General features: G+C 71.1%; 25 protein-coding genes and 1 tRNA gene. 9 read left to right on the top strand and 17 right to left on the bottom strand.

The genetic code is table 11. From position 1 onward, the window contains the following. Positions 1-55: 55 nt before the first annotated feature. The 4 genes from IE241_RS31085 to IE241_RS31070 all read right to left on the bottom strand — a co-directional run bounded on the left by IE241_RS31085 (position 56) and on the right by IE241_RS31070 (position 3,808). On the bottom strand, positions 56-526 hold the full coding sequence (locus IE241_RS31085; protein WP_190025203.1) for a TIGR03618 family F420-dependent PPOX class oxidoreductase: 471 nt from the start codon (positions 524-526) through the stop codon (positions 56-58). 59 nt (positions 527-585) lie between these two features. Next, on the bottom strand, positions 586-1,110 hold the full coding sequence (locus IE241_RS31080) for a hypothetical protein (protein WP_190025202.1): 525 nt from the start codon (positions 1,108-1,110) through the stop codon (positions 586-588). Between the two features lie 137 nt (positions 1,111-1,247). After that, entirely contained in the window at positions 1,248-3,353 is a 2,106-nt protein-coding gene (locus IE241_RS31075; RefSeq protein WP_190025201.1) for a caspase family protein, read from the bottom strand. Continuing rightward, on the bottom strand, positions 3,350-3,808 hold the full coding sequence (locus IE241_RS31070; protein WP_190025200.1) for a hypothetical protein: 459 nt from the start codon (positions 3,806-3,808) through the stop codon (positions 3,350-3,352). Before IE241_RS31070 ends, IE241_RS31075 begins: the two co-directional genes overlap by 4 nt. Between IE241_RS31070 and IE241_RS35060 the strand changes: the two genes are divergently transcribed. From IE241_RS35060 to IE241_RS31060, 3 genes are all read left to right on the top strand, one after another. Continuing rightward, complete coding sequence (locus tag IE241_RS35060) at positions 3,744-4,103, top strand: tryptorubin family RiPP precursor (RefSeq protein WP_373300808.1); 360 nt, start codon at positions 3,744-3,746, stop codon at positions 4,101-4,103. The two genes, IE241_RS31070 and IE241_RS35060, sit on opposite strands and share 65 nt — an antisense overlap. A gap of 94 nt (positions 4,104-4,197) precedes the next feature. Beyond that, a complete protein-coding gene (locus tag IE241_RS31065; RefSeq protein ID WP_190025199.1) occupies positions 4,198-5,310 on the top strand; it encodes a cytochrome P450 in 1,113 nt (370 codons plus the stop codon). Between the two features lie 55 nt (positions 5,311-5,365). Continuing rightward, positions 5,366-6,559 (top strand): cytochrome P450 family protein, encoded by a 1,194-nt coding sequence (locus tag IE241_RS31060; protein ID WP_229900094.1) that lies wholly within the window; start codon positions 5,366-5,368, stop codon positions 6,557-6,559. Positions 6,560-6,580: 21 nt separating this feature from the next. Here the strand turns inward: IE241_RS31060 and IE241_RS31055 are convergent, their stop codons facing one another. Beyond that, positions 6,581-7,486 (bottom strand): LysR family transcriptional regulator, encoded by a 906-nt coding sequence (locus tag IE241_RS31055; RefSeq protein WP_190025197.1) that lies wholly within the window; start codon positions 7,484-7,486, stop codon positions 6,581-6,583. Between the two features lie 101 nt (positions 7,487-7,587). Here IE241_RS31055 and IE241_RS31050 point away from each other — a divergent pair, with 101 nt between their 5' ends. Next, positions 7,588-8,988 (top strand): MFS transporter, encoded by a 1,401-nt coding sequence (locus IE241_RS31050; protein ID WP_229900091.1) that lies wholly within the window; start codon positions 7,588-7,590, stop codon positions 8,986-8,988. Between the two features lie 106 nt (positions 8,989-9,094). Continuing rightward, positions 9,095-9,610 carry a hypothetical protein gene (locus tag IE241_RS31045; RefSeq protein WP_190025196.1) on the top strand — a complete coding sequence of 172 codons (516 nt, stop codon included), beginning with the start codon at positions 9,095-9,097 and terminating at the stop codon, positions 9,608-9,610. A 72-nt stretch (positions 9,611-9,682) separates the two neighbouring features. On the opposite strand, the gene IE241_RS31040 is transcribed toward IE241_RS31045, so the two are convergent. From IE241_RS31040 to IE241_RS31030, 3 genes are all read right to left on the bottom strand, one after another. Further along, positions 9,683-10,606: an RNA polymerase sigma-70 factor gene (locus IE241_RS31040; RefSeq protein ID WP_190025195.1), complete on the bottom strand. Its 924-nt coding sequence runs from the start codon at positions 10,604-10,606 to the stop codon at positions 9,683-9,685. A gap of 46 nt (positions 10,607-10,652) precedes the next feature. Continuing rightward, positions 10,653-11,183 (bottom strand): carboxymuconolactone decarboxylase family protein, encoded by a 531-nt coding sequence (locus IE241_RS31035; protein ID WP_190025194.1) that lies wholly within the window; start codon positions 11,181-11,183, stop codon positions 10,653-10,655. Positions 11,184-11,291: 108 nt separating this feature from the next. Next, the gene (locus tag IE241_RS31030; RefSeq protein WP_190025193.1) at positions 11,292-12,464 is read right to left on the bottom strand and encodes a PP2C family protein-serine/threonine phosphatase; all 1,173 of its coding nucleotides are present in this window, start codon (positions 12,462-12,464) and stop codon (positions 11,292-11,294) included. A 205-nt stretch (positions 12,465-12,669) separates the two neighbouring features. Between IE241_RS31030 and IE241_RS31025 the strand changes: the two genes are divergently transcribed. Together IE241_RS31025 and IE241_RS31020 are read left to right on the top strand one after the other, a co-directional pair. Then, positions 12,670-12,742, top strand: a tRNA-Ala gene (locus IE241_RS31025). A 326-nt stretch (positions 12,743-13,068) separates the two neighbouring features. Then, complete coding sequence (locus IE241_RS31020) at positions 13,069-14,166, top strand: calcium:cation antiporter (RefSeq protein ID WP_190025192.1); 1,098 nt, start codon at positions 13,069-13,071, stop codon at positions 14,164-14,166. On the opposite strand, the gene IE241_RS31015 is transcribed toward IE241_RS31020, so the two are convergent. Together IE241_RS31015 and IE241_RS31010 are read right to left on the bottom strand one after the other, a co-directional pair. Further along, positions 14,139-15,104 carry a terpene synthase family protein gene (locus IE241_RS31015; protein ID WP_190025191.1) on the bottom strand — a complete coding sequence of 322 codons (966 nt, stop codon included), beginning with the start codon at positions 15,102-15,104 and terminating at the stop codon, positions 14,139-14,141. The two genes, IE241_RS31020 and IE241_RS31015, sit on opposite strands and share 28 nt — an antisense overlap. Before the next feature lie 128 nt (positions 15,105-15,232). After that, complete coding sequence (locus IE241_RS31010; RefSeq protein ID WP_190025190.1) at positions 15,233-16,195, bottom strand: Rieske 2Fe-2S domain-containing protein; 963 nt, start codon at positions 16,193-16,195, stop codon at positions 15,233-15,235. Between the two features lie 440 nt (positions 16,196-16,635). On the opposite strand from IE241_RS31010, the gene IE241_RS31005 reads away from it, so the two are divergent. Then, on the top strand, positions 16,636-17,964 hold the full coding sequence (locus IE241_RS31005) for a hypothetical protein (RefSeq protein ID WP_229900089.1): 1,329 nt from the start codon (positions 16,636-16,638) through the stop codon (positions 17,962-17,964). On the opposite strand, the gene IE241_RS31000 is transcribed toward IE241_RS31005, so the two are convergent. Continuing rightward, positions 17,909-18,703: an IclR family transcriptional regulator gene (locus IE241_RS31000; protein ID WP_190025188.1), complete on the bottom strand. Its 795-nt coding sequence runs from the start codon at positions 18,701-18,703 to the stop codon at positions 17,909-17,911. The two genes, IE241_RS31005 and IE241_RS31000, sit on opposite strands and share 56 nt — an antisense overlap. A gap of 199 nt (positions 18,704-18,902) precedes the next feature. Beyond that, positions 18,903-20,273, bottom strand: coding sequence for a cytochrome P450 (locus IE241_RS30995; protein WP_190025187.1), 1,371 nt, complete (start codon positions 20,271-20,273; stop codon positions 18,903-18,905). Between the two features lie 439 nt (positions 20,274-20,712). Between IE241_RS30995 and IE241_RS30990 the strand changes: the two genes are divergently transcribed. Further along, positions 20,713-21,726: a chitinase gene (locus IE241_RS30990; RefSeq protein WP_229900109.1), complete on the top strand. Its 1,014-nt coding sequence runs from the start codon at positions 20,713-20,715 to the stop codon at positions 21,724-21,726. 106 nt (positions 21,727-21,832) lie between these two features. On the opposite strand, the gene IE241_RS30985 is transcribed toward IE241_RS30990, so the two are convergent. From IE241_RS30985 to IE241_RS30965, 5 genes are all read right to left on the bottom strand, one after another. Continuing rightward, positions 21,833-22,906 carry a protein-L-isoaspartate(D-aspartate) O-methyltransferase gene (locus tag IE241_RS30985; RefSeq protein WP_190025186.1) on the bottom strand — a complete coding sequence of 358 codons (1,074 nt, stop codon included), beginning with the start codon at positions 22,904-22,906 and terminating at the stop codon, positions 21,833-21,835. Between the two features lie 93 nt (positions 22,907-22,999). Continuing rightward, entirely contained in the window at positions 23,000-23,422 is a 423-nt protein-coding gene (locus IE241_RS30980; RefSeq protein WP_229900087.1) for a lasso peptide biosynthesis B2 protein, read from the bottom strand. Next, complete coding sequence (locus IE241_RS30975) at positions 23,419-23,709, bottom strand: PqqD family peptide modification chaperone (RefSeq protein WP_190025185.1); 291 nt, start codon at positions 23,707-23,709, stop codon at positions 23,419-23,421. The genes IE241_RS30980 and IE241_RS30975 overlap by 4 nt, the downstream gene beginning before the upstream one ends. Then, complete coding sequence (locus IE241_RS30970; protein WP_268254442.1) at positions 23,693-25,522, bottom strand: albusnodin/ikarugamycin family macrolactam cyclase; 1,830 nt, start codon at positions 25,520-25,522, stop codon at positions 23,693-23,695. The genes IE241_RS30975 and IE241_RS30970 overlap by 17 nt, the downstream gene beginning before the upstream one ends. 97 nt (positions 25,523-25,619) lie before the next feature. Further along, positions 25,620-25,748 (bottom strand): lasso RiPP family leader peptide-containing protein, encoded by a 129-nt coding sequence (locus IE241_RS30965; protein WP_107503490.1) that lies wholly within the window; start codon positions 25,746-25,748, stop codon positions 25,620-25,622. Positions 25,749-25,769 lie beyond the last annotated feature (21 nt).

Below are 25,769 nucleotides of genomic sequence, written 5' to 3'. Positions count from 1 at the left end.
AATCCTTGCCGGGGTTCCCTCCCACGGGTGAACCCGGCCGGCGGCTGCGGCCGGCTCAACTGCCGGGGCTGACGGGCGGCGACGGCTCGCCTGCCGCACCCGGAGCCCCGGGTGGGAAAGGTTCGATGCCCGTGACGCGGTGTATGCGGGACGGCTCTAACAGGACGATGACGCGCCGCTCGCCCGGGACGCGCCACTCGAACCGCTCGGTGCCCAGGTAGCTGCGTGCCAGCCCGTCCATGTTCCGGTCCGCCTCCGGGCCTTCTGTGAAGCGGACGGCGCGGCCGCGGATCTGTACGCGGTCGTAGGGGTCCGCCGGGTCCGCGTGGGAGAGGCACACCCGTGGCTCGCGGCGCAGGTTGCGTTCCTTGATCCGCCCGATGGCGGTGTTGAACAGCAGCAAGTCGCCGTCGAGCCCCAGCCACATGGGGCTCACGTGTGGCGAGCCGTCAGGGTTGACCGTGGCGACGTACCAGATGTGCGGTGTCTCGATCCGTGCGCGTATGTCGTTCGGTATCGCGACCATGGGGTGTACGTGCCCCGGCGTGACGCAGGTGATGCGCCGGGAGGCGGGTGCTCTCGGGATCAGCCGTTGAGGTCGAGGATGTAGTTGTTGGTGATGAGGAAGGTCGTCACCCTGCCGGTGCCGAAGGTGCCTGTGCCCGACTCGGACTCCCTGGCGCCGCCGAAGGGGCCGCCCCCGACGACCGCCCCGGTACCCAGCTCCCTGGCATTGCCGGAGGCCGTGTCGGAGAGCCGCTCCAGCCTCCTGTCGACTGCGAGGTCGACGATCTCGCCACTGCCGCCGCTGAAGATGCTGAGCCGGTCGGACGTCCTGGTCTGGTAGACCAGCCCACTGACGGTCGCGGTTCCCGAGAGGGTCAGTTGGCCGTCGTAGGAGGTGGTGGGCGTCGCGCAGCGGAGGGTGCCCCTGCCGTCGACGGCTCCGTTGGCGGTGATGTTCACGGTGATGGAGCCGGCGCAGTTCAGGGTGGCGGCGAAACGGCTGCCGGCGGCGGCAGCCGGAGCGGTACCGGCTGCCGCCAGGGGGAGCACCCCGGCGACGGCGGCCGCGGCGGCGATCAGTCTGCGGGCACGGGACGGGAGCATGAGGCCCTCCTCCGGTCTTCACGGACATCGGAGGTGCACACCTCCACTCGGAAGTGTGCTCTCGCCTCACTCGGGGCGGAATCGCTCGTTCAGGTGACGGGCAGGGCAGGGCAGGGCAGGGCAGGGCGGCAGCCCGCTCAGGCGTGGCTCCGCGCGATGAGGTACGTGAGAAGGATGAGGGCGGCCAGGGTCAGAACCGGGATGGCGATGGTCTTGGCCGTCCGCGTGAGGACTCTGGTGGCGCGCACCGGCCCTTCCGCGTAGCTCGCTTCCGGTGTCGCGGACGAGCCGAGGCTGTGCCGGGCCGTCGCGACGACGACGAGTGCCAGCACCGCCGTGATCAGGGATGCGAGGAGCGATCCCGTCATTCCGAACCGTGCGACCTCGTTGTCCAAGGTCGTCGGCGGGGTGTTGTACACCCGGGCCTCCACCGCACGGAACGCCGCAACCGCGGCGAAGACGAGCGTGATCAGCGAGGTGACGGCCAGACCCAAGGAGAAGGCTGCGAGAGCGGGCGCGCGTTGAGGGCCTGCCGGAGGCGTCTGCGGTTGTCGGCCTACAGGAGCCTGAGGGCGGTGTGATGCCGACGGCGCGTGGGCCGTCGGCGGGGGAGCAGCCGCCCGCCGGTGCGCGGGCGTATGTGCAACCGGACGCGCTGCAGGACGCGCGGCCGTGGCGGCAGAGGCAGCGGCCACAGCCGGGGGCTCGGCCGGGGGCTTGGTCGTGGGCTCGGCCGCGGGGGCGGGCTTCCCGCCCGGAGGCGGGTGCAGGGTACCCGACGCGGGGTGGTGGACCGGCGTTTGCGGGCGCGGTTCGTGCGTACCGGGCGTCTGCGTGACCGGCGTGCGCGTCGGCATCGGGCGGTGGCCCGCGGGTGGCGGCATGCCCGGCGGCTGCGCAGGGGCGGGCGGCTTTCCCGCCGCCGGTACCCCCGTCGTCGGACGGTCCCGGGACACCGGGCGGTCCGGAGGCACCGGCGCCCGCCCTTCCGCCGGCAGCATCTCCACCTCCACGCGGACCAGTCCTTCTCCGACGACGCCCTTCAGCACGATGCCACCGCTGAGGTGCCCCGGTCCCGTGGAGGTGTCGACGCTGATGTCGAGCCCGTCGGATGCCTCGGCCACCCGTAGCCAGTCCTCCTTGGGGTGCGCGGCGCAACTGCGGGCCAGGGGCGGCCCGAGGAGCCGTACCGACCGGTGCGGCGACGGTGCATGCTGCGGCACCGGGCCGAAGTCCAGACGGGCCGGATACGGATTGACGGCCACCTCGCTCAGGGCGCGTCCGGCCTCGTCGGCCACGGCCCGGATGTCCTTGCGCGCCATCTCCGCCAGGGCTTCGCGGGCTCCCACGGCGACGGACAGGTCGGGGTTCTCCATGCGGGCCCGCAGCTCGGCGATGGCGCCGCGGCGGGTGTAGATGTCGGGGCTGTGCATCGCGGCGCGTACGTCGTCCGGCACGGGGGAGGGGGCGATCCGCCGCCGGTGGCTGCGCGCCAGGTACAGGTCTCCCTGCATGTCCACGCTGCGGCTGGGGGTCTGGTTCGGGTTCTCCTGCCGTACGCGGTCGAAGACGTACTCGTACAGCTCGTCGAGGGAGATCCGGCCGTCCTCGTCCAGGTCCGCCTCCCCGGTGGCGAGGCCGGAGACGAGGGCGCTGGTGAACACCGAGGGCCGCGGACCGGCCGTCTGCGTGAGCTCGGCGCCCTCGAAGGCGTACTCCATGGAGTTCGAGGCGGTGATGACGGCCCAGCCGCGCCCGCCGCCGAGCTTCTCGCCGGCGAAGGACTCCAGCACGCCCACGTCGCCGGCGGCGCGGGCGACCGCGCCCTGGGGGAAGGCGCCGCCGTAGCAGCAGTCCAGGAAGAGGACGATGCTGCGAGCGCGGGTGCACGACATGCACCGCCGTACGAAATCGGCCGGCACGGCCGTGGAGGCCAGGCGCCGGGGCGTCGTGTTGCCGGCCGCGAAGTACAGTTCGCCGGACTCGCTCTTGAGCCCGTGGCAGGAGAAGTGGACCAGCAGCGTGTCGCCCGGCCGCCGGTCGGCGAAGAAGTCGTCGAGCCGCATGGCGATGGCGTGCGAGGGCTCGTTGCGCACGATCCGGACCTCGAAACCGCCGATCCGCGGATCGCCCAGGACGCCCGCGAGCGCCTCGGCGTCCCGCGCCGGTGACATCAGCTGTCGCAGCCCCGCGTCCTGGTAGCTGTCGTTGGCGACGATCAGCGCGTACCGGGACTCCGTCATGGCGGTACCTCACCCGGCGGGGGCCCGCCCGGCGGCGCCCACCCCGGCGACGCCCCTGCCTCCGCACGGGGCGAGTGGCGGCGGACGAAGAGGTCGAAGGCCTCGCTGACCTGCTCCGGTGTCGCCTCGGAGATCTCCAGGACGTCGTCGTCGAACGTCAGCCGCAGCGACGGCCGGGACTCCCGGCAACGGCCCCACCACGCCTGGATCATCCCGACGACCTGCTGCAGCGCCCCGGCGGACGCCCCCAGGTTCACCAGCAGGGCTCCCACCTGCGCGGGGTCCACCGCCCGCGCGCCCGGCGGTGCCTGTGCGCCGGCCGGGAGGGACGTCACGTCGTCCACGTCGAGCCGGAGCAGTTCCCGGCGGAGATGGCCGGTCAGCTTCTCGATGTGCTCGGCCTCCGCGCCCTCCGCGCCCTCCTCGGACAGGAAGATCTGCAGTCGGTTTTCCACCTGTATTCGCCCCTTCGCGCTCAGTCACGTTCAATCACGCTCACTCGCGCTCACGGCTCACTACCAGTCTGTGATCCCTCCTACCCGGGCGCAACCAGGGTCCGTGGCCAGGGCACCGATCGAACGTCCATGCTTTGTTTATCGCTGTACGGGAATCTCGCCTCACCCGTCCGCAAGGACTGAACTACTCGGGAGAACGAGAGGAGGTACAGCGATGAAGCTTCTCTTCGCCGTCCGTAACGCCGTGTCCGGCCAGAAGAGCCTGAAGGCGAGCGCCTGGTACATCTGGTACTAGGCGAGACGAGCCAACGGTCCCGGCCCGCGCCCGGCGGAGTCGCTGCTCTCACCGGCCCCGCCCGGCGCGGGTCCTCGGCCCTTCGGAGATCCGCATGCCACGCTCTGCCCTCCCGCCTTCCCGCCCGCATACGCGAACCACCGTATTCACCCCCCGCCTTGCCGCCCTCCTGCGGGACCACCTCGGCAAGGACGCCTTCCGGCTCGAACCCGACACCATCGGTGTCGCCGGACACGAACTCGCCGACGCGATCCTCGCGGCCCGCCGCGCCACCGAGACCGAACGGCCCACGTTCAAGCCGCTGCACGGGCGCTCGATCTCACGCAACGAGGCGTCGTCGGTGATGCGGACCGTCGGCCGCGACGTGCGCGAAGCGCTGAGCAGGCCCCTGCGGGAGGGCGTGGACCTGTCCGGTCCCTGGCCTCACACGGGGCACTTCTTCCTGCGCGACCTCGTCCTCGGCAACGACCCCCGCCGACTGCGCATCCTGATGAGCCGTAACCTCGAACTGACCCCCAAGCTCACCTGGTCGGTGATAGCGGCGGGCGCCGCACTCCCCAGACGGCTGCTCGCCGGGCGAACGCTCGCCGGGCGAACGCTCGCCAGGCGGAGCAGCCGTGGAGCCGCGGAGACCGCCCTCGCCGGCCTGATGGCCGACGATGCCGGCTACCAGGCCCGCCGCTACGCCATGGGCATGTACCGGCGGGCCGCCGCCCCGGTGTGCTTCACCGTCTCCGCACTCGTCGCGAACGCCCTGTGGCTGGGTGCGCCGTTCGACGACAGCACACCGAACCGGAACATCATCTACGAATCGCTGCGCATGCTGCCGCCGTCGTGGAACATCCTGCGCAACGCCTCTCCCGAATACCCCGCCATCGACCCGCGCATCGGCAAGGGCGACGACATCCTCATCCTGCCGCTGCTCTCCCACCGGGACCCGGCCCTGTGGGACGCCCCGGACGAATTCCGCCCGGAGCGCTGGGACCACACCGACCCCGACACGGCCCCCGGCTACCTGCCCTTCGGCCACTCCTCCGAGCGCTGCTGGGGACGGCACATGGTCATGCCGCTCGCCGAGCTGCTGCTCGACCTCGTACGCGGGGACGGCCTGACGGTCGACCCGGCGCAGAAGACCGCCAAGGTTCCGCTGCTCGGCCTGCTGGGGGTCGAGGAAGTACGCCTCATACGGGTGCGTCGTGCCGTCTGACGCCGTCGCGGGCCCCTGCGCTGATGCCGCTTGCGCCGATGCCGCTGTCGAGACCGTGGGTGAGCCCTTCTTCTCCCACCAGCACGACGCCTACCGGCGATGGCGCGAGCGGGGCGGCGCGCACAAGGTCCGCTTCTCCGGCGCCGTCCCTGTGGAAGGGTGGGTGATCACCGGCCATGCCGAGTGCAAGGCGGCCCTCGCCGACCCCCGGCTCAGCAAGAACTCCGCAACGGAGGTTTTCGCACGGCGGCTCGGGCAGGACGGCAGCGGTGGTGGCGGACCGGGCAAGGGTCTGACCGCGCACATGCTCAACGCCGACCCGCCCGAGCACACGCGCCTGCGCGCCCTGGTGCAGCAGGCCTTCACCGCGCGGCGGGTGGCGGATCTGCGGCCCAAGATCGAGGCCCGTGCCACCACCCTCCTGGATGCGCTGGACGGACAGGAAGAGGCCGATCTCATCAGCCGGTTCGCGCTTCCGCTGCCGGTCGCGGTGATCTTCGACTTGTTCGGCGCGTCCGATGAGCCTGGTGATCCCTTCCGGGTCCGGGGCAACTCGACGACCGAGGACGGCGGGGACGGGGAAGTGTCCGTCCTGACCGCCGAGGCCATGCTCGACCGCATTCGGGCCCTGATCCGGCACAAGCGCGCCCACCCCGGCGACGACCTCCTCTCCGCCCTCATCGCCGCCCACGACGACGGCGACCGGCTCACGGAGCAGGAGGTCACCTCCATGGCGTTCTTACTGCTGGTCGCCGGACACCAGACGACGGTCAACCTCATCACCAACGGCATCCACACCTTGCTCACCCACCCCGGGCAACTCGCCGCCCTGCGCGCCGACCCTTCCCTGATGCGAGGCATGATCGAGGAAGTCCTGCGCTACGAGAGCCCGTTCGGCATCGCGACGCTGCGCTACACCACCGAGCCGGTCACGATCGCGGGCACCACGATCCCGGCCGGGGAGTTCGTGCAGATCGGCCTGCTGGCCGCCAACCGCGACCCGGCCGTCTTCGACGACCCCGACCGGTTCGACATCACCCGTGCCACACCCTCCCGGCACCTGGCGTTCGGCCACGGCATCCACCACTGCCTCGGCGCGCCACTGGCCCGGCTGCAGGCCGAGGTCGCCTTCGCCCACATCCTCCGGCGCTACCCCGGCCTGCGCCCGGCCGGTCCCGGGCATCCGCCGCAGTGGCAGCACAACGCCAGGCACCGCGGACTGCTCACCCTCCCGGTGCGGTTGCGCTGAGCGGCGGCAGGGAGGCCCTCCTCACGCGCTGATCCGCGGCCCCATCTCCCGTGCCAGCGCCAGTGCCAGTGCGCGGAAGATCCGGACCTCGGGGTTGCGGTCCAGGGCGCGGACGGCCAGGTAGCTGCTCTCGTGGGGAACGTCGAGCACGGGCACGAAGACCGCGCCCGGCCACGCGTAGTAGCGCGCGAACGACTTCAGGCCGGAGCCGGCCGCCCGCCCGGTGACCACGCCGGTGAGCACCTCCTGCGGTGTCAGTGCCACGTGCGGGCTGCGGCGCCGGGCCGCGCAGTCGAAGTAGAGGTAGTCGGTGAAGGTGCGGGGAGTGTGCCCGGGGACCGTGAAGAACGGCAGGTCGGCGATGTCCGCGAGCAGGGCGCCGGTGTCACGGGCGTCCGCCAGCGGCGACGACTCCGGCACCGCCACGATGCGCTGCTCGGTCGTCAGGACGTCCGCGGTGATGCGTTCGTCCGCCGGGGCGGGCCGGACGAACGCGACGTCCACGCGGTCCTCGACGAGTGCGGAGACGTGCTCCGTGAAATCTAGCTGCCGCAGCTCGACGGGGACGTGCGGGCGGGCCCGCCGGAAGGCGTTGACCGAGGCGGGAGTGAGCTCCGCCGAGCCGTGGCCCATGATGCCGACACGGAGCGGTCTTTCCGCGGCGGCCGGGGCCCGGGCGGCCTCGGCCACGTCGTCCAGTGCGGCGTTCGCGGCGGCGAGCAGCGTACGGGCGTGGCCGGCCAGCCGCTCTCCGGCGGGTGTGGGGGAGACGGGGTTGCGGTTGAGTAGACGGGTGCCGAGGTCGCTCTCCAGCCGCCGGACATGCTGGGTGACGGCGGCCGGGGAGAGGAAGAGCCGTGCGGCTGCCCGCGCGAAGTGTCCCTCCTCGACCACCGCCAGGAAGGACGACAGCAGACGAAGATCCATGACGGCCACGATAGACATCGGAGCCGTCCGGTTCGTATGTGCGTTCACGAATCGTGAATGCGGGCGGCGAGGGTGGGGTGCAGGCCCGTAGGACTGCCGGCATGAGTATTCCTGTCCGGCCCTCCGCCCCTGACGCCTCCGCCGCCCTCCCGCCCACCGATCCCGGGACGAGCCCGCCGCCCCGGCACAGCGGGCCAAGGGCGCAAACGGGCCGGCTACCGAAGGGCGGGCCTCGGACGGGCCGGCTGCGGACCGGCTGGCTGCGGACGGGCTGGATGATGACGGCCTCCGGATGGAGCGCGAACCAGTTCTCCGCCCTGCTGGGCGCCTACCGGTCCGAGCTCGGCCTGTCCGAATCCACGGTCACCGGCCTGTTCGCGCTGTACGTCGTCGGTCTCGTCCCCGGCCTGCTGATCGGCGGGCCGCTGGCCGACCGGCGCGGCCGCCGACCGGTGGCCCTCACCGCCCTCGCCGTCAATCTGCTCTCCACCTGCCTCCTGATGGCCGGTTCGGCCGCCACGGCCTGGCTTCTGCCCGGCCGCTTCCTGACCGGGCTCAGCGCCGGTGCCCTGCTGGCCGCCGGCAGCGCCTGGGTCAAGGAGCTGTCCTGCCCGCCCCACGCCCCGGAAGAGGCGCCGGGGACGGCGGCCCGGCGCCCGGGCCTGTTCGTCTCGGCGGGCTTCGCCTCCGGCGGCCTGGTGGCCGCGCTGATCGCCCAGTGGCTGCCGCACCCGATGGCGACCGCCTACGTTCCCCACGTGATCCTGGCCGTACTGGCCTGGGCGATCGCGTACCGGGCGCCGGAGACCCGCCGGCCTGCCGTACGGGCGGCGGCGGACAGCCCGGACAGCCCGGATCGTACGGATGGTGCGAGCGGTGACGGAAGCGCCGTCGGCGCGGCAGTCGACTGGTCCCGGTTCCGGCGTGCCGTGCTGCCCCTGGCCCCGTGGGTCTTCGCCGCCCCGGCCGTCGGCTTCGCCACCCTGCCCGGGCTCGTCGACGGCGGGCTGACCGGCTGGCGCACCGTCTACGCGGGTATCGCGACCGCCGTGGTCCCCGGCTGCGGCCTGCTCGTGCAACCCGTGGCCCGGCGCCTGGCCCTACGGCACCGTCTGGCCAACGCATTGGCCGGCCTCGGCGCGATCGTCGCGGGGCTCGCCCTCGCCGTCCCCGCGGCGGCGGCAGCGCAGCCGGTGCTCGCTCTCGTCGCGGCGGCCGTCATGGGCGCGGGTTACGGCCTTGTGCTGACCTTCGGTCTGACCGAGGCGGCCGCGGTCGCACCGCCCGCGCGGCTGGCCATGGTGACCTCGCTGTTCTGGAGCGTGGCCTATCTCGGTCTGCTCGTTCCGTACGCCCTGGCGCTGCTGTCGCGCTGGTGGAGCATGCCCGTACTCCTCGCTGCGGGAGCCGTGCTGGCGGCGCTGACGTGCGCCGTACTCGCCGCACCGGCCGCACTCGCCGCATTCCGCCGCACGGCGGAGCCGGACCGTACTCGCGCATGATCCCTGCGCGGCGAGCAGCCGGAACAGTGATCGCATGGCAACGAGCGCGAGTGCAACACACCAAAAGAACGCGGCGCATGCAGCGGCGCATGCAAAGGCAAAGACCGTGGACACGGGGACCGAACGGCCCGTGCCGCTCTGGGCGGAGCGGGTCGCCCGCCTGCTTCCCCTGCTCGCCCTCCCGGTGTGCCTGTGGCGGCTGCCCATCGGCTTCGGCTACGTGATGGGCATGGACGTCGAGCCCATGTCGGCGGCGCGCTGGGCCGCCGTGGCGTACGTCGGCTCGCTCAGCCTGCTGACCGAGGCCGCCGCCCTGCTGTGCCGTGGCCTGGTCCGTCCCTGGGGCGAGGTCGTGCCCCGATGGGTACCGAGGATCGGCGGCCGGCGCATCCCGCCCCTGGTGGCCGTCGTACCCGCCGCCCTCGGTGGTCTCTTCCTCACCTGGCTGCTCGCCGACTGGGTGCTGGGCGTGTTCCACATCGCCGGTTTCTCCACCGTCCCCTACACCAGCGTGTGGTGGAGACTGCTGGCGGATGTGGTCAGCGGCCTGTTCGTCCTGTGGGCACCGCTGGTACTGGCCCTGACCTACGCCTACCACCGGCGCCGCCGCACCCTCTCCTGAGGGGCCGGTCTCCTGAGGGTCCGGTCCCTCAAGGGTGGTGCGGGGCCGCCCCGGCCCGCACCACCCTCCAGGTCAGTGCGGCTGCCGACGTGCCTGCTTCAGCTCGCGCTGGACGGCCCAGGCGTCGGCGACCGGCCCGAGGTGGCCGAGCTTGTCGGGGTTGGTCACCGAGCGGATCGTCTGGATCTGCCCGCCGAGCACGTCGAGGACCATGGTGTGGAGCACCTTGCCGTCCCGGTCGCGGAAGACCGCGCCGGGCTGGCCGTTGACCTCGTGCGGCTCGAACGACACGTCGATCCGGACCAGCCAGGGGTAGACCGTGCCCAGCAGCCGGGCCACGTTCTCCGCGCCCATGACGGCCCTGGCCAGCTGCGGGGCCTTGCCGCCGCCGTCCCCGACCAGCTGCACGTCGGCGGCCAGCAGATTCCGCAGCCCGCCCACATCGCCGTTCTTCAGCGCGTCGAAGAACCGCTCCGCCAGCTCCTGCCGCTCCTGACGGTCCGCTGCGAAGCGCGGCCGCCCGGCTTCCATGTGCCGCCGCGCCCGCACCAGCAGCTGTCGGCACGCCGCCTCCGAACGCCCCACCGCCGAGGCGACCTCGTCGAATCCGAAGGCGAACACCTCCCGCAGCAGGAAGACCGCCCGCTCCAGCGGGCTGAGCCGCTCCAGGAGCAGCAGTGCCGCCATCGACACCGAGTCGGCCAGCTCCACCGATCGCGCCGGATCCTGATACGGATCGTTCAGCAGCGGCTCGGGAAACCAAGGCCCGACGTACTCCTCCCGCCGCACCCGCGCGGAACGCAGCACGTCGATCGATATCCGTGTCACCGCGGCCGACAGGAACGCCTTGGTCGACGTGGGCCGGGTCGACGAGCCGTCAAAGCGCAGCCACGTCTCCTGCACGGCGTCCTCGGCTTCACTCACGCTGCCCAGAATCCGGTAGGCGATCGAAAACAGCAGCGGCCGCAGCTCCTCGAACTCCTCGACCTTGCTCACGCCGTATCCCCCTAGCTCTTGCCTATACCTGTGCCTGTGTCTGTGACTATGCCTGGGCCGGGACCGGTGCCGATCCGGGTGCCGAGTCCGGTGCCGATGCCGCTCGGTGGAACTGCCCGGGCTCGTAGTCGCCGGCCGGCTGCCGGGTGATGACGTTCAGCCGGTTCGCCATGTTCATGAAGGAGACGAGGAGCACCAGCGCGGTGAGCTGCTCCTCGTCGTAGTGCTCGGCGGCACGTGCCCACACCTCGTCGCCGACCCCACCGGCCCCGTCCGCGACCCGGGTCCCCTCCTCCGCCAGCTCCAGCGCGGCACGCTCCGCCGCGGTGAAGACCGCGGCCTCCCGCCACGCCGCCACCAGGTTCAGCCGCAGCGGGGTCTCGCCGGCGGCGGCCGCGTCCTTGGTGTGTATGTCGATGCAGACGGCGCAGCCGTTGATCTGGCTGACGCGAAGCGACACCAGCTCCTGCGTCGCGGCCGGCAGCGGCGAGTCCTTGAGCGCCTGGCCCACCGCCATGAAGTGCTTGAGGGTCTTGCCGGCGATCGGGTCGGTGAAGAAGTTCAGTCGTGCGTCCATGGTGTGCTCCTCCGTGATCGTCAGTGGCCTACACCCCCTGAGACGGGGTAGCCCGATCCCCTGTGACATGGGCGGATGTGACCTGCGTCTCGACGCCGCCGCGGCGTCTTACGCGGTTTCCCGGGGGAGGCGTTCGACGGCCATGACGGCGACGTCGTCGGTCATCGCCCCTCCCGCATGCGCGAGCAGGTCGCGGTGGAGGCGCTGGACGAGCCGGTCCGGGTCGGTCTCCTGCCAGGCGGCGACCCGGTCGGCCAGGGGGTAGAAGCGCCCCTGCGCATCGCGGGTCTCGATGACGCCGTCGGTGTAGAGCAGGAGGACGTCGCCCGGGCGATAGGGGAACGACTCCGACTCGTAGTCGTCCTCCGTCAGGCTGCCGGTCAGGCCGAGCGGCAGCGCGGGGTCGGCCACGGTCACGGTGGTCACCTTGCCGTCGCTCAGGACGAGCGGGGGAGGGTGCCCGCAGTTGATCAGCCGGAGCACCGGCTGGTCGTCAGGGATGTCCAGGATCGCGGCGGTGATGAAGCCCTCTCCGATCGTCCCGCCCGTTCCCTCCATCCCCTCCATCCCCTCCGTTCTGTCCGTCCCGCTCGTCCCGTTGTCGAGGGGTTCCGCCATGTCCCAGTACGTGGCGTTCTGCAGATGCGCCACCAGCCGGGGCAGCGGGGGATTGCGGTGGGCCGCCGCGCGGAAGGCCCCGAGCAGGGAGGCGGCGTCCCCGATCGCGGGGAGGCCCTTGCCGCGCACGTCGCCGATCATGACCCGCGTGCCGTGCCCGGTCCGCGCGGCGGCGTACAGATCGCCGCCGATCCGGGCCTCGGCCTCGGCCGCCACGTAGAGGGAGGCGATCCGCAGGGGGCCCAGCCGTGGCGGGATCGGCCGCAGCAGGACGCGCTGGGCCACCTCGGCCACCCAGCGGGCCTGGTTCAGCTCCTGCTCGCGCTGTTCGCGGGCGCGGCGGAAGAGCACCAGGAAGACGGAGATGAGCAGCAGTGCGGCGACCTGGGCCTGGTGGTTCGGTGTCTCCAGGCCCCCGTGGAAGACGCCGATCACGACCTGGGCCGTCACGGCGAGGGCGCCGATGACGCCGGTGAGCACCGGCCCGCCGATGGCCGCGCTGATCGCCGGCGCGGCGACCAGGAGGGGGCCCAGGTGGATGTCCGGGGGCGTCAGGAGGTCGACCACCATCACCAGGGCGATGAGCCCCAGCGGCACGGCGACCAGGGACCGGCCGGTGTGCCACCACCGCCCGAGTCCGGACACCATGCGCTGAAGGGGCATGGGTACTGCTTACCTTCTCGGTGCCCTCCCTGCACACCTGCCACATCGGTGGTGTGCCGACCGCTCAGAAACAGGTCGTGGCCGGTCAGGTTGATGGAGTCCCGCAGTGTGAACACGTGATCGTCTCGGTCGTGTAATATTCTCGGTGTCGCCAGGGAGACCGGGCGGAAAGCGGGACGAGTTCAGTGGCGGAACAGCTGAACGCGGGGCTATAGCTCAGTTGGTAGAGCGCCTGCATGGCATGCAGGAGGTCAGGAGTTCAATTCTCCTTAGCTCCACAGCTTCATAGTGAACGGGATGGAGGCCACCCAGCCGGGTGGCCTCCATCCCGTTGTGCGTTCCCCGTCGTACGTTCGCCCTTGCGCGTTCCCCTGGCCTGCTCCCCGATGGGGGGAGTTTGCGCACCCGTCCGGGTGACGGGCGTTTCTCGGATCATCCGACGGCGAAGATCCTTCGTGGCAGTTGCAGGCACGCTGCAGGCACGTTGCCCTTGCCCAGTCCTACCAGCCGCGGACTGGGCAGGGGCGAGGACGGCCCGCCGAGGCGGCAGCTGCGCCGTCCCCTCCAAAACGGGACATAAGCACTGATCTGCGAAGCTTTCCGTATGAACTCTCGGCTCCGTATGCTCGCTGCGCGCTGGCCCGCCCTCGTTCCGGCGCTTGCCGCCGTCGTCCTGGCCCTGACCTGGGGGCGGTCGCTGTCCGCCGGGGCGGTGGCCCTGGTGAGCTGCTGCCTGGCCGGTGCCGTGCTCTCCGCCGTGCATCACGCGGAGGTGATCGCACACCGGGTCGGCGAACCCTTCGGGTCGCTCGTCCTCGCCGTCGCGGTGACGGTCATCGAAGTGGCCCTCATCGTCACGCTCATGGCCGACGGCGGCGACAAGAGCGCCTCCCTGGCCCGCGACACCGTCTTCGCCGCCGTCATGATCACCTGTAACGGCATCGTCGGCCTCTCCCTCCTGGTGGGCGCGCTCCGGCGCCGCGTCGCGGTGTTCAACGCGGAAGGCACCGGTGCCGCCTTCGCCACCGTGGCCACGCTGGCCGGGCTGAGCCTGGCCCTGCCGACCTTCACCACCAGCACCCCGGGCCCGCAGTTCTCCCCGGCCCAGCTCGTCTTCGCCGCGGTGGCCTCGCTCCTCCTCTACGGACTGTTCGTGGCGACCCAGACCGTACGGCACCGTGACTACTTCCTCCCGGTGACCGCCCAGGGCGAGGTCATCGACACCGACCACGCCCACCCGCCCACGGCCCGGACCGCCCTGACCAGCCTCGGCCTGCTCGCCGTCGCCCTGGTCTCGGTCGTCGGCCTGGCCAAGGGGGTCTCCCCGGCCATCGAGTCCGGCGTGGCCGCCGCGGGCCTCCCGGCTTCCGTCGTCGGCGTCGTCATCGCCCTGCTGGTGCTGCTCCCCGAAACCATCGCAGCCCTGCGGGCCGCCCGCCGCGACCGCGTCCAGACCAGCCTCAACCTCGGCCTCGGCTCGGCCATGGCCAGCATCGGGCTGACCATCCCCGCCGTCGCGGTCGCCTCCGTATGGCTGGACGGCCCGCTCGTCCTCGGCCTCGGCGCGACGCACATGGTCCTGCTCGCGCTCACCGTCGCCGTCGGCACCCTGACGGTGATCCCGGGCCGCGCCACCCCGCTCCAGGGCGGCGTACACCTCTCCCTCCTGGCTGCCTACGTGGTGCTGGCGGTGAGTCCTTGAGGGATGGAGGCAGGGATGGGGGCAGGGGTGGGGACGCAGAAGGCGTCGGTCATCCAGGCGGCGGTGTGCCGGCTGGCCGGCAGGGGGCGTTCCTCGTAGCGCGGCGAGATGAGGTGGTACTCGATGTTGCCGCTCAGCCACGAGCGCAGCCCGCGGATCAGGTGGCCGATGCACTCGCGTTCCTCGGGGGTGACGTCGAGGTGGGCGCACAGGTCGGGCAGCGCGCGCTCGAGAGCCAGGAAGGCGTGCATGCGCTGGTCGGCCATCGTGACGGCCCGGGCGATGGCCTCCTCCTGGGTGCACCGGTACTGGCGCTGGATGAGGGGAACGACGTTGATGTGGTCGTTCCACGAGGCCTCGCGGTGCACGCCGGTGATGTCGTTGACGAGGGCGATGTGGTCGCCCGTGGCGCGCTGCATGGCGTGGAGGACGGGGTGCATGACGATGTCGTCGCTGAGATCGCAGCGGTGCTCGAGGTCGTTGAAGCACATGTTGGCCAGGGAGGCGGTCGACCAGATCCGGTTGTCCAGGTAGTGCTCGACCGTGGGCCAGACGCCGTCCCGGCGGTAGGCCGCGTCGCGGAGGTAGGAGTCGAGGAAGCGGCTGAAGCGGCTGGCGGTGCGGCGCTGCCAGCGGAGCGACATGCCATGGTCCCGGGTGCGCCGCCACAGGTCGGACAAGGCCACCGCGAACGGGCCGGAGTCGTCCCCGAGTGCGTCGGGGTCGTTGCGCTCGAAGATCTCGTTCATCTCGTCGACGGCACCGCGGATGAGGCCGGGGTCGTGGACTTCCAGGACGTCGTCGAGCATGACGCCCCACGTCCCCCAGTCGGTGACCAGGTCCAGCAGGTCGCCGGTGCAGTACCACCACACGCAGGAGCCCCAGAGGTCCAGGCGGTAGGTGTCCCAGAGGTCTGCCGCCTCCTCGGTCCGCGCCATTCCCATCTCCTGGCACCATGCCCTGGTATGGGCGCGCGCCCGTTCGGCATCGGGGCTTATCTGCAGGGGAAGCGGGCAGAAGAACCGGTTCAGGCGCCGCATCTCCGTACCTCCGTATCACCGATCCGTCAGGAGCTCGCCTCGCTGTAGAACTGACCGGCCCAGCGGCGGTACTCCATGATGGGACCGTCTCCCTTGGCCAATTTGGGGTGCTCGATATACGTCTTGTGCCGCCAGATCGGGAAGTCCTTGGACCCGTCGCGGTTGATCAATGGGGCGAACGCCTTGCTGAGCAGCTTGGTCGCCCAATGCGGCAGGGCGATTCCGGCCGCCTCCTCCACGTTCACGGCGATCCGCAGTTCGATATGGCGCGGGTCCACGGGAGTCGGCATGGTCCAGAAGCGGATGCAGGAACGCAGCTTGGGAATGCTTGCCCTGGCGGCCAGCCATCCGAGGCCGTGAACCTGCAAGTCGTAGTGGACCTGGTTGGCCACCAGGTAGCCGTTGCTGCGGACTCCGGCGGGAGACGTCGAGAGGTCGACCTCCATCGTGTTTCCCGTGCACCGGATGCGCCGGACTTCCGTATCCATGCGGTGCACGGGCCGGCCGTGCCCGGTGTCGATGGCGTTCTCCATGACGTCCTGGGGGTGAGCGACCACCGTGTGCACGACGTGCCCGGCCGGGCTGAACGCCGCCGGTGTCGAAGGGGGTATCTCCCAGGCCGGCGGAAGTCCTCGGGCATGGTGCCAGAGGGCGAGGGCGCCGTCGACCTCGCGTACCTCCCGCAGTGTGAGGCGGGCGCGAGGCGGTGGAGTGCCGTACTCCGTACGTACGCACGTCCCGTCCGGAGAATAGGCGAAGCGGTGGAACGGGCAGACGATGTCCTCGCCGTCCACCGTGCCGCCGTGACCGAGATGCGCCCCCAGGTGCGGGCAGAACGGGCGCACCGCCCGCACCAGGCCGGAACGGGTCCGGTACAGCACGACGTCCTCGCCCATGAACCGTCGCGTCAATACCCGGCCTGCCGGGAGTTCATCGCGAAATGCCACGACGAACCAGCCGTCGGGATAAGGGAGCTGGGAAATCGTCATCGGTGGAGACCGTTTCTCCGGACAGGAAGCAACTTCTCCGGACAGGAGGCAACTGCGGTCGGTCGATCGCCCTGCAATGCCGGGATCTGCAGAATGCCGTTGCGGCACCGGCCCGGCAACCCTTCGGTTCGCCCAGCGAACCGCCTCCTTGTGCGGAAGGCGGGGCGGGACTTAGAAGATGAATCATGACGACCGTCTCGGGCCGGCCGCCTGCTCGCCGCATCCAGGATGCGGTGAACCGGCTTATGCCGCACCTAGGTGACACGGGCACTTGCCCGGACAGTTACAACACGGCGTTCGTATCCCGCGTCCGTTCCCCCGGGGGATCCCCGCGTTATCCCCGCGCGCTTCAGTGGCTGCGCGCACGCCAGCATCCGGACGGTTCCTGGGGAGGCCGGATCGGCCTGCCCGTCGACCGCCTCACCTCGACCCTGGCGGCCGTGCGGGCGCTCGTCGACTACGCGGACACCGCACCGCCCGGCCCGTCCGGTTCATCTGGTCCATCCGGCTGGGTGACCGGCGCACTGGAGCGGGGAGTCGGCTATCTGCGGTCGTCAGCGTCCGGCGGCGGCTGCCCGAGCGGACCGCACGAGCCGATCGGGCTCGAATTCGTCGTGCCGGAACTGACCCGTCAGCTCCGCGCCCACGGCGTGCGACTCCCGCCGCAGGCATGGCCGGACATCCACGCCCTGCGGCAGGACAAACTCGCCAGAATGGCCGCCTCCGCAGCGGGACCGGGCTCCCCGTCCCTGCGGTACTGCATGGAGGTCGCGCCGGATGAGGCGCTTGCGGGCGCCGCGATGACGATGCAGATGATGCAGACGATGCAGTCGCCCGGAGGCTCAGTGGGGTGCTCCCCGGCGGCCACTGCGGCCCTGTGGCAGAAGACGGGCTCCCCCCGGGCGCTTGCCTACCTCGACGCGCTCTCCTGCCGCTCGGCCGACGGCGGGGCGCCCGAGGTACACCCGATGGAGGCCTTCGAGATCGGCTGGTCCCTCTACCACCTCGGCCGGGCCGGTCTGCTCCCCTCCCGCGCGATGACTCACCTCGGCTCGCTGGCGGGCGAGCTCGACCGCCGGGGGTGGGTCGGATTCAGCAGGGAATTCCCCGTCCCCGAGGCCGATACCACCGCCATGACCATCAACCTGCTGCCCCACCTCGGAAGGAACCCCGCGCCCTCGCTCGGCCTCCTCCTGCGCTACGAAGCAGGCGACCATTTCTTCCACTATCCGGGGGAGCGCGGAGCGTCGGTCAGTGTGAACGCCCGCCTCCTGGAGGCGTTCAACCACTCGCCGGACGCCTACGCGGCGCAGCGCCGTAAGCTCATCGGGTTTCTCTGCGACACCCGTACGGCGGACGGTTACTGGCTGGACAAGTGGCATGTGTCGCCCTATTACGCCACTGCTCATGTCAGCTTTGCCCTCGGCCGGTCCGTATCCGGTGACCTCGGCCTGTCCGCGACCCGCCGCTGGCTGATCGGCACTCAGCACGCCGACGGCTCCTGGGGAATCGACGGCGGACAGCCGGAGGAGACCGCCTACGCGATTCTGGCCCTGGACGCCCTCGCCGACCGCCGGTCGCCGATTCCGTCCCGCACGGCGGCCGCCGCCCATCGATACCTCATGCCTTTTCTGGACGCAGAGCCTCACGACTTCGCCGAACTATGGCTCGGCAAGTCCCTTTTCACCCCGACGGCGGTCGTGCAGTCGGCCGTCATCGCCGCCACCCATCTTTCCCGGCCTTGCCGCGCCCCCGCTGCAGGCGGGTAGGGGCCGGGCCGGGAGAGAGGGGGAGCGGGGCGGTGCGGAACCGGCGCAAGGCGACAGTGAGGGCGAACGCCGTGCGCCGCAGCTCGTCGGCAGCACGGTTCAGCGCCATCCGGCCTGTGCTGTCACCGATCGTCACACCGGCGAGCACGCGGTGGTCCGGACCGAGGACGGGCGCGGTCACCGTCAGCATTCCTGAGGTGTACTCCGGGCGGTCGACGGCTATTCCGGTGCGACGGATCACCGCGAGTTCGGTTTCGAGCCCGGCTTCGAATTCCTCGTGAGAGGGCCGGACGGCCGCCGTCGCATCACGGTCGAAGGCAAGCAGCAGTTTCCCGATGGAGGTGGAGTGCACCGGCACCCTTTCTCCGACCTCCGACACCAGGGATTGCAGCCGGCGGCCATGGATGCGTTCCACGTACCGCACCTGCCTGCCCTCGTGCACGCCCAGGCCCACGAAGCCGCCCAGGGAGGCGTACAGGTCGAGGAGGAAGGGCATGGCCGTGGCCCGCAGCGTGCTCAGCTGGTCGCGCTGCGCGGTGCGCGCCGAAGCGAGCTCGGCCAGGCGCTCACCCGGCACGTACTTGTCGTCCCAGCGCGAGACCATGCCGTGGGCGCACAGTGCCGTCAGCATGCGGTACGTCGTCGCTTTCGGCACGCCCGTCTCCCGGGCGATCTCGCTGAGCCCGCGCGGCCGGGCGTCCCGGCACACCGATTCCAGGACCCGCAGGGCACGGCCCATCGCGCTCCTTTCCGGGATTCCTTCTGCCGTGCTCCCTTCTGCCGTGCTCCCTTCTGCCGGGGTTCCCTCCGCCGGGATCCCTTTCGCCGGGATCTCCTTCGCTGGGATCCCTCCCGCCGGGACCCCTTTCGCAGCCGGCTCGATGCTGGTGGTGGTACGCGGTTCCCCTCCCTGCGGCATGCCTGGTCATCCCTACTGGTCAAGCGTGGCGGGCGGTGACGCGCATCCGTAGCCCCCGGGGGCTCAGCGTCGACTTCGCGAAAGGCCGGACGGGCCGGTCGGTGAGGCGGACCAGACGCCAGCGGGCGGTGAGCGTGACCAGGGCCAGGACGGCTTCGGCCATGGCGAAGCGGGCGCCTATGCATTTACGGGCACCGGAGCCGAAGGGAAGGTAGGCGGCGCGATCGGGGTGGGTCCGGCGCCACCGGTCGGGGTCGAAGTGGTCCGGGGTCTCGTACAGGCCGGGCCGGCGGTGGATCAGGTAGGGGCTGAAGGCGATCGCGGCTCCCGTGGGGAGACGGATCCCACCGAGCTCGGTGTCCTCGGCCACGGTCCGGGTGACCAGCCAGGCGGGTGGGTACAGCCGCAAGGTCTCCATGATCACGTGGCGGGCCATCTCGAGGGCGGGCAGGTCCGCGAACGTGGCCGTCGCGCCCGCCAGTACGCGGTCGGTCTCCGAGCTGAGCCGGCTCTCGACCTCCGGGTGGGCGGCGAGGAGGTACAGCGCCCAGGCGAGTGTGTTGGAGGTGGTCTCCGTTCCGGCGAAGAAGAACGTGAGGATCTGATCGGTCAGTTCCCGGCCGGCGAGTCCCTCCCGGTCGGCGGCCGGATTCGCGGGGTCCTCGGTGCGCTTGGCATCCTCGGTGCCCTCGGCGTTCTGCAGAGATGACAGCAGGTCGCCGTGGTCGGCCGGGTCGTTGCGCCGGTCGGCGGTGACACTGTCGATCGTGTGCCGGAGGCGGGCACGAGCCCGGTCGTACCGGTGGTTCGCCACGCCCGGCAGCCGTTCGAGCACCGAGGGCCTGATGGCCCGCCAGAGCAGCGTTTCCATCAATGCGTTGATGTCGACGATGATCGTCTGTGCGGCTTCCGGAGGAAGCCCGGTGGTGAACATGGTCTCCACCGCGATCCGCGCGGTCAGCGCCATCATCTCGGTGGTGACGTCGATGACCTGGCCGTCGTGCCAGGACCGGGAAGCGGCCTCTGCCGAGGACGTGAAGGCCGGCGCGTAGTGGGGGAGCCGGTCGGGGCGGAAGGCCGGCTGGCAGAGGCGGCGCTGCCGCCGGTGCCGGCTGTGCGGGCAGGAGACCAGACCGTCGCCCACCAACTCGCGTATGCGCTCGTACAGCGGCCCGCCCTTGTCGAAGACGTGGTCCTCCAGGAGGGTCCGGCGGGTCAGGTTCGCATCGCACACCATCACGACCGAACGCGTCCCCAGACGTAGCCGCACCATCTCCCCGTGGGCGGGCAGGGACGACACGAACGCCAAGGGGTCGCGGACGAGGGGGAGCGCATGGCCCAGGAGGGGTAGCGATCCCGGTGCCAGCGGAATCGACGCAGCCGTCTTCATGCCTACCCCTTCCGGGACGAGTTGCCGGGACGTAGGAACCATCACCATGTTGTCCACCCCGCCCGGTCCGCCAATCCATGGTTGTGCGGTGCACGGAAGCACGTCCGGCGGACGGAACAAGAGGAGGTGCGCCGCACAGTTCCCGTGCGCGGCAGTGCAGCGAAGCGGAAGGGGAACCGGGACAGCGGTGGCAGTCGGCAGTTGCTGAGCACCGGCTTGGTCCAGACCTATTGACGTCCCGGTGGAGCGGTTCTAGCGTTCGACACCTTCGAGCGTTCTCGTCGAGGGGGTCGGCATGACCGGTCGGACGGCGCGTCTGCTGGGAGCCGGCGTGCTCATGGCCGTCGCCTTCCTCGGGCAGGCGCCACAGGACGTACGGGCGCAGACGCAAACGCAGGCGCAGACGCCGACGCCGACGCAAGCGCAGATGCAGGCGCAGATGCAGGCGCAGGAGCAGGAGCGCAGGCAAGCGGCGAGTGCGCCCGGGTCCCGGGCCGACACCTGTCCCGTCCGGCCGAAGCCCGCCGGCAAGGTGCTGCAGGGCTACTGGGAGAACTGGGACGGCGCGGCGAACGGCGTGCACCCGCCGTTCGGCTGGGTACCCATCACCGATGCGCGCATCCGGCAGCACGGCTACAACGTGATCAACGCGGCGTTCCCGGTCATCCGCCCGGACGGAACGGTCCTGTGGGAGGACGGGATGGACGCGACCGTGAAGGTCGCGACCCCGGCCGAGATGTGCCAGGCCAAGGCGGCCGGGGCCACGATCCTGATGTCGATCGGCGGCGCGGCGGCAGGCATCGACCTCAGTTCCGGTACGGTCGCCGACCGGTTCGTCGAGACGGTGGTGCCGATCCTCAAGGCGTACAACTTCGACGGCATCGACATCGACATCGAGACCGGCCTGACCGGCAGCGGCGACATCACCAGGCTCTCCACCTCGCAGGCCAACCTCGTCCGCATCATCGACGGCGTGCTCGCCCGCATGCCCTCGGACTTCGGCCTGACGATGGCACCCGAGACGGCTTACGTGACGGGCGGCAGCGTCACGTACGGCTCGATCTGGGGTGCCTATCTGCCGATCGTGAAGAAGTACGCCGACAACGGCCGGCTGTGGTGGCTGAACATGCAGTACTACAACGGGAACATGTACGGCTGCTCCGGGGACTCGTACTCCGCGGGGACGGTCCAGGGGTTCACCGCGCAGACGGACTGCCTGAACAAGGGGCTGGTCGTCCAGGGCACGACCATCCGCGTCCCCTACGAAAAGCAGGTCCCGGGGCTGCCCGCTCAGCCGGGCGCCGGGGGCGGCCATATGTCACCGGGGCTGGTGGCGCAGGCGTGGAACACCTACGGCGGCGCCCTGAAGGGCCTCATGACGTGGTCGCTGAACTGGGACGGCTCCAAGGCGTGGAGCTTCGGCGACAACGTCAGGCGACTGCAGGGCCGCTGAGCCGCAGTCCGGCAGCCGGCCACCAGGGGAACCGCCGGTGGCCGGGCCGGTGAGGCCAGGGTGAGGCCGGGGGCGGGGCCTCACCCTGGTCGCCTCGTAAGGCGGACTAGTCGACCCATACGCCCGGTTCTGACTCTGGGACTTCCTGCCCTCGCGCCCGCTTCTGAGCCAGCCGGAGGTCCCAGCCGGGGACGTCGCCGTCCATGTCGGGGACCAGGCCCGCGGTGTAGGTGTCAGGGGCGGGGCGGCCGGCATCCTCCCAGGCGGCGAGCCAGCCCCGCAGGACGGTCAGGGACGCCGAGTCCGCCGCGTCGGCGGTGATCGTGTCGTCCTGCTGGATCACGGCGGCGGTGTTGCGGGTCGAGTGCCCGAGGCCGATGACGTCGGCCTTCAGCTCCGTCATCGTCAGTCGGGAGCCGGTGGTGGCCAGCCAGACGCGGAGGCTGGACCAGTCGATCTCTTCTCCCTTGTACTGCTCGGTGTGTCCGGGCTCCCGCAGGCGGTCGAGTACCCCACGCGCCCCGGAGTTCTGCCAGTCGTCCTGCTCGCGCCAGGCGATCGACACCCACGAGGTGGCCGGGACTCGACTCTCCCAGTCGACCCACCGTGCAGGGACCGAGAAGTCGCTGCGGGGAGAAGAGCCGGTCTCGATGTAGGAGCCAGGGAAGATCGACTCGATGCGCGGCTGTCCGTTGCTGATGCGGATCACGGCACCGATCGCCAGGTTCGGCACGGCCGCGATCGGCAGCGTGGCCACGATCAGCCCGCCGTCCTTGACCTGGTCCACCCACGCCTTCGGCAGCAGCGGCGGCGTGCACCAGCCCACCATGCGGTCGTAGGGGGCCCGGCCGGGGTAGCCGGCGGTGCCGTCCACGGCGTAGCAGCGGATGTTGTTCACCCCGCGCTCGGCGTGGATGTGGTTGGCCCACCGCGTCAGGTACGGGTCGATGTCCAGGCTGGTCACCATGCCGGTCGGTCCGACGAGTTCGGCGAGCAGGCCCCCGGAGAGACCGGAACCGGTGCCGACCTCGGCGACGTTCATGCTCATGCGCACGTCGAGGGCTTCCAGCTCCCGGTGGATGAAGACCGGGTTCGTGCGGTGGATGGTCGCGCCCCGGGCCTTGTGGTGGGTGTAGTGCTGCTCGGGGACTCTCTCAGCGGCGGCAGCAACGGGGGTCATCAGTTCACTCCTTCGTGGAAGGGTCAGGATGCGTTCCTCAACTGCTCCGAGTGAGTGAGGGACACGCGTCAACGAGGCGCCAAGTTGACGTGCTCAGATGACGAGAGCGGCGTAGTGGTGCCATCCGGCCTCGGTGTATTCACCAACTGGTCCGCCGCCGGGAATCGCTGTCCACGCGTGGTATTCGGTGGGCGGCGGGGAGAACCGCACCCCCAGACACCAGTCCAGGCGCCGACCGAGGAGGGCTGCGGCCAGGACCGACCCGAGCGAGATTTCCGCGCATGCCGCCCGGACCGGCCAGAGGCGGCCGGTGTGCCGGACGGTGGCGACCAGGGCCTCCGCTCGGTCGGGTGCTATCGCCCGGCGGCCGGCACGGCGGGCGAGGCGGACAGCGCGGACGGTGTAGCGGAAGGGCAGGGCCAGGAGCACCAGGGCCAGGGCGAGGCCCATGGCCGCCGCCAGGCGGTCATGGAAGGGGCCTGTGCGGACGGTGGAGTACGACTCCATGGTGGTCATCGCCACCACCTCGACCAGCCGGACGGGGCCACAGGTTCCCCCGCGATGCCCTGCGTGGTGAGAGCGTCGGCGACGCCGCGAACGTCGACGGCGGCCCGCTCGGGGCTCAGGCCGTAGAGGGTGGCGTACTGCTCGGCGGCCTGGTCCTCGCTGCCGCTGGCGAGGAGGAACAGCACCGCAGCGGAGGCGGTCGGCGTGAGGTAGGTCCAGCGGCCGGTCCGCTCGTTCAGGATGGCTCCGCCTTCGTCGGTGAGGACGGGGTGGGAGCCCTCACGCAGCTGCCACACGGCCGGTCACCTCCCACAGGGCGCCCGCCTGTTCGAGCTGCCGCAGCCACACCTCGGTCACGACCGCCACATGCAGAGCGCCCTGGGCGGTGGCCTGCCCGGCCGCCGCGCGGGCGAGCATCGCCCCCACCGGCCCGTCGGTCACCAGGCCCATGGCACCCAGGCGCGAAGACGGGCCCAGCAGGCGGCGGAGGGCGGGCGCGTGCTGGACGAGCCCGGCATAGGAGAGCGCGTTGAAGCCGCCCTTGGTGGCTCGCTCGAGGACGAAGTCAGGCAGCACGTCGGTGCCCGCGAAGGCTTCGGCCAGCAGCGGTTTGTACCGGCTCGGTGTCCCGCGCTGGTCGGCCGGCACGGCCAGGCAGGCCCTGCGGACCTCGTTGTCCAGGTACGGGGCGGCGATCTCGATGCCGTGCTCGTCGAGAGCGAGAGTGCGCCAGCCGCTGGCGTCCGCTCCGATCCGTGCGAGGTCCTGGCTGTCCGTCCACGCCGCCAGCCGCTCCGGCGGCTCCGTCAGCTCGTCGGCTGCTGTGGTGAGGGCGTCGGCGAGCTGGTGACGCACGTCGATGCTCATCCAGTCGGCCGTGGCCAGCAGCGGCGTCCACGCGATCGGCCGTCGTGCCTGGGGCTCCCACTGCCTAGGGGCCTCGTGTAGCTCTGCGGCGGCCTGGCGCCAGCCGTCCGCCAGCCCGATGCGGGCCGCAGGCCGGGCCCGGCCCAGCACGGACCATACGGAGGTCTGCCGGAGCCGTGCGTGGCCTTGGGCGTGCTGCCAGGCCCGCGGGCGCTGCCGTTCGCGCAGCAGATCAGCCAGGTACGACGGGGAGGCGGACAGCAGCCCGTCACCAGCGACGCCCGTCAGGTGCACGCCTGGCGCCGTCTGGTGGGCGATCACGGCGTCCAGGACAGTTCGCTTGACCGCCGCTGAGACCGCGAACGCGTTCGGTGTGTCGGTGAACGGCAGGGCAGAAGCATCTTCCAGCCCTGCGTAGTAGATCGTCTCCTGCGCCCCGGGGACCTTGTGGTGGTGCAGGTGAGGCACCACGGCGGCTGTCCGCTGCGCGTAGGCGAGATCGTCGTCCCGCAGTCGCTCATCGGCGAACGTCACCGCTGTCACTGGCCGGTGCCGGGCCGCCAGGCAAGCCAACGTGGTGGAGTCCAGGCCCGCGAGGTCCGCGCTCACCGGGCGGCCGTCCATGCGGACCGCGATCGCCTCTGCCAGGGCCGCCTGCACCGTCGGCGCCGCTTCCCGCATACTCACCGGTTCGTACTCGGTCGGCTCGTAGCGAATGGTTCGGGCGCCTTCGGGGGTGATCTGGAGCAGGTGCCCAGTGGGCACCCGGTTCACGGTGCGGAACAGGCTTCGGGAGGCCAAGACGTCGGGCTGGCCGAACGCCAGATGGGCCGCGAGCGCGACGGGATCTGCCGGTGCCCCGTCCAGCGCAGCGAGGGCGGTGGCGGAGGTCGCCCACCAGGTCCCGGCCGCCTCCCGCCGGTAGTAGACCGGGTGCTGCCCTGACAGATCCCCGATCACTGCCAGCGTCGGACCGCTGCGGGCCACCACCAGGTAGGAGCCGGGCCACCGTGTCAGCGCCCGCCATTGCTGGGCCGTCACGACGGGTAGGGCTTCCTCCAGCTGTCGATCACTGGCCCCGCACACCCCGACAACGGCCAGCGCCACCGCCCCCGCCCCGGCCGTGCGGACCTGGCCTTCGGGCCAACCGGCCGTCCACGTCTCGCCCAGCGCAGTCACCGGCCGCCCTGCTTCGGGCTGCCGACTGGCTGGACCGCCCTCCCATCCCGTGCACCACCGCATCGCGAGCCTCCCGACTCCCTCGTCCTCAAGACCGGACATGATTTGCAAAGACCGGGGCCGAATGCGGCGAATACCGCACCCGGCCCCGGCAGGTGGATCAGGTGCCCTGCTTGTACTGGGTGTCGTCGACGGTGTCGAAGTTCTGGTTGCCGAGCGTCACCTCCGCGACAGCTCCGGCGTCCAGGACGACCGGCGCGGTGTAGGCCGGGGACTGGGTGATCTCCATCGTTTCCTCCTTCGTCACTTC

This window comes from Streptomyces hiroshimensis (assembly GCF_014650335.1).
GTDB lineage: Bacteria > Actinomycetota > Actinomycetes > Streptomycetales > Streptomycetaceae > Streptomyces > Streptomyces hiroshimensis.
The sequence above is the reverse complement of the archived record's forward strand: the minus strand, read 5'-3'. Positions and strand labels throughout refer to the sequence as shown.

Bases quoted from the DNA above. Each gene is read 5' to 3' on its own strand.
- IE241_RS30985 (WP_190025186.1), bottom strand. From the start codon at position 22,906: ATGACCCCCGTTGCTGCCGCCGCTGAGAGAGTCCCCGAGCAGCACTAC.
- IE241_RS31010 (WP_190025190.1), bottom strand. From the start codon at position 16,195: ATGACGATTTCCCAGCTCCCTTATCCCGACGGCTGGTTCGTCGTGGCA.
- IE241_RS31085 (WP_190025203.1), bottom strand. From the start codon at position 526: ATGGTCGCGATACCGAACGACATACGCGCACGGATCGAGACACCGCAC.
- IE241_RS30995 (WP_190025187.1), bottom strand. From the start codon at position 20,273: ATGAAGACGGCTGCGTCGATTCCGCTGGCACCGGGATCGCTACCCCTC.
- IE241_RS30980 (WP_229900087.1), bottom strand. From the start codon at position 23,422: ATGACCACCATGGAGTCGTACTCCACCGTCCGCACAGGCCCCTTCCAT.
- IE241_RS31035 (WP_190025194.1), bottom strand. From the start codon at position 11,183: ATGGACGCACGACTGAACTTCTTCACCGACCCGATCGCCGGCAAGACC.
- IE241_RS30970 (WP_268254442.1), bottom strand. From the start codon at position 25,522: ATGCGGTGGTGCACGGGATGGGAGGGCGGTCCAGCCAGTCGGCAGCCC.
- IE241_RS30990 (WP_229900109.1), top strand. From the start codon at position 20,713: ATGCAGGCGCAGGAGCAGGAGCGCAGGCAAGCGGCGAGTGCGCCCGGG.
- IE241_RS31015 (WP_190025191.1), bottom strand. From the start codon at position 15,104: ATGGCGCGGACCGAGGAGGCGGCAGACCTCTGGGACACCTACCGCCTG.
- IE241_RS31050 (WP_229900091.1), top strand. From the start codon at position 7,588: ATGAGTATTCCTGTCCGGCCCTCCGCCCCTGACGCCTCCGCCGCCCTC.
- IE241_RS30965 (WP_107503490.1), bottom strand. From the start codon at position 25,748: ATGGAGATCACCCAGTCCCCGGCCTACACCGCGCCGGTCGTCCTGGAC.
- IE241_RS31055 (WP_190025197.1), bottom strand. From the start codon at position 7,486: ATGGATCTTCGTCTGCTGTCGTCCTTCCTGGCGGTGGTCGAGGAGGGA.
- IE241_RS31030 (WP_190025193.1), bottom strand. From the start codon at position 12,464: ATGCCCCTTCAGCGCATGGTGTCCGGACTCGGGCGGTGGTGGCACACC.
- IE241_RS35060 (WP_373300808.1), top strand. From the start codon at position 3,744: ATGTGCTCGGCCTCCGCGCCCTCCGCGCCCTCCTCGGACAGGAAGATC.
- IE241_RS31075 (WP_190025201.1), bottom strand. From the start codon at position 3,353: ATGACGGAGTCCCGGTACGCGCTGATCGTCGCCAACGACAGCTACCAG.
- IE241_RS31065 (WP_190025199.1), top strand. From the start codon at position 4,198: ATGCCACGCTCTGCCCTCCCGCCTTCCCGCCCGCATACGCGAACCACC.
- IE241_RS31080 (WP_190025202.1), bottom strand. From the start codon at position 1,110: ATGCTCCCGTCCCGTGCCCGCAGACTGATCGCCGCCGCGGCCGCCGTC.
- IE241_RS31000 (WP_190025188.1), bottom strand. From the start codon at position 18,703: ATGGGCCGTGCCCTGCGGGTCCTGGAATCGGTGTGCCGGGACGCCCGG.
- IE241_RS31020 (WP_190025192.1), top strand. From the start codon at position 13,069: ATGAACTCTCGGCTCCGTATGCTCGCTGCGCGCTGGCCCGCCCTCGTT.